This window comes from Acinetobacter sp. 148 (assembly GCF_031196675.1).
GTDB classification, from domain to species: domain Bacteria; phylum Pseudomonadota; class Gammaproteobacteria; order Pseudomonadales; family Moraxellaceae; genus Acinetobacter; species Acinetobacter baumannii.
The window spans coordinates 971-5,411 of the sequence record NZ_JAVIMT010000079.1; the positions used below are offsets into that span (position 1 = coordinate 971).

Annotated in this window: 4 protein-coding genes and 1 pseudogene; 2 read left to right on the forward strand and 3 right to left on the reverse strand. The window is 38.3% G+C overall.

Features of this window, described 5'->3' with window-relative positions; genetic code table 11:
• Window positions 1-96: pseudogene (locus RFX69_RS13690) on the forward strand (hypothetical protein); the annotation flags it as partial.
• Window positions 97-220: 124 nt separating this feature from the next.
• Here the strand turns inward: RFX69_RS13690 and RFX69_RS13695 are convergent.
• Both RFX69_RS13695 and alc read right to left on the reverse strand, forming a co-directional pair.
• On the reverse strand, window positions 221-721 hold the full coding sequence (locus tag RFX69_RS13695; protein WP_000250866.1) for an ureidoglycolate lyase: 501 nt from the start codon (window positions 719-721) through the stop codon (window positions 221-223).
• Window positions 722-817: 96 nt separating this feature from the next.
• Window positions 818-1,825, reverse strand: coding sequence for an allantoicase (alc, locus tag RFX69_RS13700; protein ID WP_000212598.1), 1,008 nt, complete (start codon window positions 1,823-1,825; stop codon window positions 818-820).
• A gap of 210 nt (window positions 1,826-2,035) precedes the next feature.
• Between alc and hpxO the strand changes: the two genes are divergently transcribed.
• Window positions 2,036-3,193: an FAD-dependent urate hydroxylase HpxO gene (gene hpxO, locus RFX69_RS13705; protein WP_000406591.1), complete on the forward strand. Its 1,158-nt coding sequence runs from the start codon at window positions 2,036-2,038 to the stop codon at window positions 3,191-3,193.
• 123 nt (window positions 3,194-3,316) lie between these two features.
• On the opposite strand, the gene RFX69_RS13710 is transcribed toward hpxO, so the two are convergent.
• The gene (locus RFX69_RS13710) at window positions 3,317-4,243 is read right to left on the reverse strand and encodes a LysR family transcriptional regulator (RefSeq protein ID WP_000028740.1); all 927 of its coding nucleotides are present in this window, start codon (window positions 4,241-4,243) and stop codon (window positions 3,317-3,319) included.
• Between the last annotated feature and the right edge of the window lie 198 nt (window positions 4,244-4,441).

Consider the following 4,441-nt stretch of genomic DNA (forward strand, 5'->3'; position numbering starts at 1 on the left):
CGACAAACCCGGTACGGTTCAGTTTGGAATAATAAATATAATATTAAAGGTAAAGATGAAAATAACGTCAGTGCGCTAGTGAAATATCACTTCTAATTGATTCGTTAAAACCTACATCGTTACACAACATACTGCACAAGACTTAAAAGCCCCACGGATGGGGCTTTTAATTTCTGAGACAATTTTAAATTGAGGTTTCAATTTCAATGATAGTTTAAATTTATGCCACGATATTGAGTACTTCATTAAACTGATAAACATCACAATTATGTCCAATACCAATACGATCAACCACGGCAAAGTTACTTGGCGCCTCTAAAGTTAATAGAGGGTGATGCCATGTACCTGCATGGTAGTTAACACCTTGTGTACCATCTGAAATAAAAGCACAGAGTTTTGAAATATCAGGCGTTTGATCATCCAATGCAGGTGCCACCACAATTAAAAAAGCCTGACCTTGCATCGGGATAAAAGCTTGTGAGCCATTCGGATGTCGCTCAAGCATCGAAACCGAAAAAGGAATTTCTGTCTGTTTAATATTACGAAAAATACTAATACCTGCATGTGCTTCACCGAAGATTTCAGTGGTTACAAGGGCATGATAACGCTCGGTATGTGCATCATTGATATGAAAAAAATCCTGTCCTCCGCAGCAAATCACCTCACCAAAAGGGGCAAAGTTTTCAATGCTCAGGGGCTGTAGCTGAATTGTTTGAACCATGTGTAATTCTTTTATTGTCTATATCAAGTGTAGGAGAAGAAGGATAAAACCACAGTACTTATCCTTCTCGATGTAGAAAGTATTCAAGCTTTCAATTTAGCTTTTGGTTTTACCCCACAAACGAATACGGCTGATACCACCATCTGGAATCATATTAATGCGAATATGCGAGATCTTTTCATGTTGCAAAATTTCGTTTACAAAGCTATGAATATGATCCATTTGCATGTCTTGTGCTTCAAGCAAAAATGGCCAGAACATACTTTGTGGAATTAATTGTGGATCAGTTGCATCTTTAACATATACGGCTTGAATAGAGACTTGGGCTGGAAAGTTGCCTTTAAAGTGTGCCGTATCGATATCAATTTTTTCAATTGCACCAGTTTGACCCAAAGCCAAAATACACCAATCAAAGCCCGGTGCACGACGACGTTTGGTTTCCCAACCATCACCCATATTAATTCCGCGACCTGGGTTAATCAGATTACGTGGATGACCAAAATGTGCATCGCTATAAGCAATTACACGTCCACCATTTTCTAAAGCAACTAAATCAATTGTTGCAGTGTGATCTTGTTGTTGAACGCTCACTTCACCATACACTTTAAAACGAGCAACACCACCATCAGGAAAAATATTTAAACGCACATGAGTAAAAACTTGGTCAGCTGTAATCGGCAAAACATGATGCTGACTTGGGCCAAGTACGTTGTTCTCTAATATGTTCAACCATTCAGCTTGAGCAAGATCGCCATCAGGGGCGTAGCAGGCTTCAACTGAAGCTGAAGCAGGGTAATTCCCAGTGAAGAAGGTAGTGTCAATATCTAAAGCCTTAATATGCCCAGCTACGCCCAATTGAATAATTGCCCAGTCATAACCTGTGTGACGTTTACGGCGCGTTTCCCAACCATCCATCCATTTACCATGGTCATCGAATTTATCTTCAACAAAAATTGGCGCGTCAAATTGAAGCATACGTTTTGCTTCTGCGAAAAATTCATCTGAACATTCAATAATTTTTGCACCAATACGGTCATCTGCCAAATTGGTAAGTGTCTGTAATTGTGCAGGAATATCAAAATCGGGTGCTAATAAAGTCGCCATATATTAAATCCATTCGCTATTTTCTTTCAAAATTCATGCTTTGCGCTATCGTGCTACAAAAAATTTAACAAACGATAAAAACAAGCATTTACACGCGTTTAGATGCACAGCGTGTGCCAACTTTGGATTTTTTTCAGGGCGCTTTATAAAAAATGGCACGCTTTTAGCATTTTATGACTTAGAAACTTATAAAACACAGGGGAATTATAGATGGAAATTACAATTATTGGTGCAGGTATGGCGGGTCTAACTACAGGCATCGCACTAAAAAAATTCGGACACCAAGTAACCATCTATGAACAGGCAGAACAAATTTTACCGGTGGGTGCTGCTATTTCGTTATGGTCTAACGGTGTGAAATGTCTAAATTATTTGGGTTTGACAGAGCAAGTTGAAAAGCTTGGCGGCAAAATGGATAACCTTGCTTATATTGATGGTCTGACGGGCGATGTGATGACCCAGTTTAGCCTTTATCCATTGATTGAAGAAGTCGGGCAACGACCATATCCGGTATCACGTGCGGAACTTCAGAATATGTTAATGGATGAATTTGGTCGTGAAGATATTCATCTAGCTAAGAAAATGATTTCTTTTGTTGAAGAAGGAGAGCGTGTAAAAATTCAATTTGCAGATGGTAGCGAAATAGAATCTGATCTATTGGTGGGTGCAGACGGTACACACTCAATTACTCGTGCCTATGTTTTAGGTGAGCAAGTTGAGCGACGCTATGCAGGCTATGTCAATTGGAATGGTCTCGTTGATGTCTCAGACGATTATGCCGCAGCAGATCAATGGACAACGTTTGTAGGTGAAGGCAAACGTGTTTCACTGATGCCAGTGGCGAATAATCGTTTCTATTTCTTTTTTGATGTGCCGTTAGCTGTTGGTCTTGAAAATGATCGTAGCCAATACAAAGCTTTATTCAAACAATACTTTAAAGGATGGTGTGAGCCTGTCCAAAAGTTAATTGATGCAGTCGATGTGCAAAAGACCAATCGTGTAGAAATTCACGATATCGAACCATTTGCCAATTTTTACAAAGGTCGAGTGGTGATTGTAGGTGATGCAGCGCACAGTACAACACCTGATATTGGTCAAGGCGGCTGCCAAGCGATGGAAGATGCTATCTATTTGGCACGTTCATTGCAAATTAATACCTTAGGTTTACAAGATTCTTTACGTCGCTATCAGAACAAGCGTAATGAACGTGCCAATGAGTTGGTACTTCGTGCCCGTAAGCGCTGTGATGTGACACATATGAAAGATGAAGCGGTGACCCGAGAGTGGTATGAAGAGTTACGTAAAGAACAAGGCAATCATATTATGAAGGGAATTATTAGTAACATTGTCGGTAATCCACTCGACTAAGCTGTAAGACACAAAAAGAAATGTAAAACTAAAAGGTTAGCTTTCAGCAGCCAGTGTGAATATTCACACTGGCTTTTTTTAGCTATTTAGAAACATTAGATTGAAGAGCAAAGGATTAAATGTTTAAGGAAGTTGCTTTAATTGCAATTTGATTTCTTCCATTTTTTCGACCAATAAATTTACCATTATTTGTGAAAGACGAGATGTTTGACGTTTTGAAGCGACGCACAGTGCAATGGTTAAACGATGCATACCTTTTTCACGAATGGGCTTAAATACGATCTTTTTTGAGTTTAAAAGTGGTAATGCATCCATATATGACATTAAGCCAATGCCTAATTGTTGTTGAATTAATGATGTTATCATTCTAATGTCATTACATTCTATCTTTTGTATAGGATTAAATTTGTGATGTTTATAGAGTGTATGTACATAATCACTGATGACTAAGGGCTCACTTGGCATGATATGACGCTCATTTAAAGTGTCAGATAAATAGATTTTATCCATGCCGGCTAAGGTGTGATGTGGTGATAAAACATAGCCTAAAGGAATTTCAATAAAGGATAAGATTTCTAATTGATTGTGACTTTTAGGATTTAAGATAATGCCAAAATCTAATTCTGCATCAATGATTTTTCTCGATATTTCTTCACTGCTATTCATACTGATATTGAGATTAATCCATGGATAGCTTTCAGCCATGCGTTGAATACAATCCACGACAAAACCATCATTTAGGGCAGAAATAAAACCCATTTCAATATTGCCGCGACTTAATCCTTGAATTTCATCAAATCGAATTCGAGTCAGCTGATATTCTTTTTGCCATTTAAGCAGATCAGCATAAAGTAATTCACCTGCTAACGTTAGCTTCAGCCCCTGCGGTAAACGCTCAAATAAAGCAACGCCTAACTCTTCTTCAGCAAGAATAATTTGCCGATGCACTGCAGAGACTGAAATAAAAAGCTGTTCTGCGGCTTTACGTAAACTGCCAGTACGGGCAACAGCCATAAAATATTCAGAAAATCGGGAAAAGGTAATCGACATACAGCTATTCAATCTCACGGGCAGTTTACAAAGTACTTATCCATGCTTAAGCGATTTTCATGCCATAACTTTTGATTTTTTCAATTCATTCTGCTTTTGTGTTCTAAAAAGCAGAACATTGTATGCAAATCATTCTAATAGACAGAAATGCTATCCAAACGTATTTTTGACTTAGAAAGGCTTTGTTGCACAAAGATT